This is a genomic window from Ensifer sp. ENS07, assembly GCF_014852185.1.
In the GTDB taxonomy this organism is placed as follows: domain Bacteria; phylum Pseudomonadota; class Alphaproteobacteria; order Rhizobiales; family Rhizobiaceae; genus Ensifer; species Ensifer adhaerens.
This window is the reverse complement of sequence record NZ_JACVBE010000064.1, coordinates 1-588: the sequence shown is the minus strand read 5'-3', so window position 1 is coordinate 588 and position 588 is coordinate 1. Positions and strand designations below refer to the sequence as shown.

1 protein-coding gene and 1 pseudogene are annotated in these 588 nt (G+C 60.4%); both read left to right on the top strand.

Features of this window, described 5'->3' with window-relative positions; genetic code table 11:
• Positions 1-258 (top strand): annotated as a pseudogene (locus IB277_RS37940) (IS66 family insertion sequence element accessory protein TnpB); the annotation flags it as partial.
• A partial coding sequence (gene tnpB / locus IB277_RS37635; protein WP_192373416.1) for an IS66 family insertion sequence element accessory protein TnpB occupies positions 255-588 on the top strand: 334 nt, incomplete at its 3' end. The pseudogene IB277_RS37940 and the gene tnpB, both read left to right, overlap by 4 nt.

Sequence of the window (588 nt, the reverse complement as noted above, 5' to 3'; positions counted from 1 at the left end):
CGGCGACATGGAATATCGCGTTCGCAGTTATATGAATGGCGCCGGCTCGCACGAGCGTGGCAACTGGATGTTGCGTCGCCTGTGGGCGACTTTGTCCCGGCGCTGCTTGTTCCAGAGGTAGAGCCGGCAGCAGGGTCATTGCCGAACACCGGCCGGATGGAGGTTGTCAGCGCGAACGGCCGTCGTGTGATCGTGGACCGCGATGTCGACGTTGAAGCGCTGCTTCGGATCCTGCGCGGCCTGGAGGCGCTGCGATGAATCCGTTTCCGATGGGAACAGGGGTCAAGGTCTGGCTTTCGACGGGGTATACGGACATGCGCTGTGGCTTTCCCTCTCTGGCGCTTCGGGTGCAAGAGGTTCTGAAGCATGATCCGTTGTCAGGGCATCTCTTCGTCTTCCGGGGGCGCAGATCGGATATTTTGAAGATCATCTGGCATGATGGTCTGGGCGCCTGCCTTTTTACCCGGCGGCTGGAGAAGGGCCGGTTTATCTGGCCGAACATGGAGGGCGGGGCGGTAGCAATCTCACCGGCGCAATTGTCCTATTTGTTGTCCGGGATCGATTGGCGCAATCCGCAGGAAACCTGGC